This window comes from Chryseobacterium sp. c4a, assembly GCF_009900745.1.
Lineage (GTDB): Bacteria > Bacteroidota > Bacteroidia > Flavobacteriales > Weeksellaceae > Chryseobacterium.
On the sequence record NZ_WXVU01000042.1, the window covers coordinates 1 to 1,401 of the forward strand.

Here is a 1,401-nt window from a genome sequence, read left to right on the forward strand (position 1 = left end):
CCTTTAAGCCAAGAGCTGTCCCTAAAATATTAAACTTCATTTTCGAAGATAATAAAAAGCTTCAAACTGTTTTTGAAGTCAAACCCTTTGATGAAGAAGAGATAATGGGTTTATTCAAACAAGCAGATCCCAACAAACCAATAGAGATAATTTTGCGTATGAATGAAGATTTCAGTAATAGAAGTTTAATTTTTAAACAGGGAGATAAAGAGATTCCCATCAAAAAAGTAGATTTAGATAATATGTGGGAATATAAGAATTAAGAAAAGAGGGTCATTTAAAAGTTTGTAAAGGATGTTTTTATATTAAGGTATTTGCAAACGTATATACACTGGAAATCAATATTTTGAGACAAAGTAGATGCTTATGAACCTAACTACAAAATTGTAGGTAAAACTATTGTTAGATTTCGTAAAATAGAACCCAACTCATGAAAATTATACAACTTTTACTATTAATATTTATAATATCCTGTAAACCTCAAATGAAAAAGTACGAATGGCTACCCACGGCTAATGCTCCGGAACTTTATCCAACAGAAATTTATAATGGAAATTTATATTTAGAAGATGGTAATCAAGTATATATTCCTACATCAGTGCCAAATTGTAATGGCTGGGGAAATGCTGGTTCTACTCATTCACAAGGTGAAGACTTAAAAGCATTGCCTGTAAAAATGGATATTACCTGGGCATCTTTTAAAGAAAATAAATTCTATACAGGCAGTTGGGATATGCCTATTGATACCCTAAAAAAACTTTTTGAAAAAGGGACAATAGACTGGCGAACCGGAAGAATTTCAAATTATACAGAAATCAGAGTGAGCTGTGCCCCTGGTGGTGTAGTTGTGGTTTGGGTATATGGTAATGATCAGCAAATAGAAGTAGCTCGTTTTCAAGCAAAAGAAACTCATGTAGATATGAAAGATTTTTCACCATATGCTAGAGGCTCTCAAAAAGAATATTTTGAAGTAATCGGTAAATTAAAACCCGAATTTGAAGAAGAGTTTAAAAAGAAAGGCATTCAATATGATATCTGGGATATTTATAGGAAGAAATATAATTGGCGTGCCAAAACTGAAATTGAGGGACATCAATTAATGAACATTGGATTTAAAATGTTTAATGGTGAGGAAGAAACCATTTTTAATGAAAAAATTCTTGAACCCATTAAAGAAAATCCCTTTAAGCCAAGAGCTGTCCCTAAAATATTAAACTTCATTTTCGAAGATAATAAAAAGCTTCAAACTGTTTTTGAAGTCAAACCCTTTGATGAAGAAGAGATAATGGGTTTATTCAAACAAGCAGATCCCAACAAACCAATAGAGATAATTTTGCGTATGAATGAAGATTTCAGTAATAGAAGTTTAATTTTTAAACAGGGAGATAAAGAGATTCCCAT

At 31.4% G+C, this 1,401-nt stretch carries 2 protein-coding genes; both read left to right on the forward strand.

The window, feature by feature from the left end; genetic code table 11:
- A partial coding sequence (locus tag GTR01_RS24395; protein WP_160140291.1) for a hypothetical protein occupies positions 1–263 on the forward strand: 263 nt, incomplete at its 5' end.
- Between the two features lie 221 nt (positions 264–484).
- The coding region (locus tag GTR01_RS24400; RefSeq protein ID WP_228452341.1) for a DUF2931 family protein at positions 485–1,401 on the forward strand (917 nt) is incomplete at its 3' end.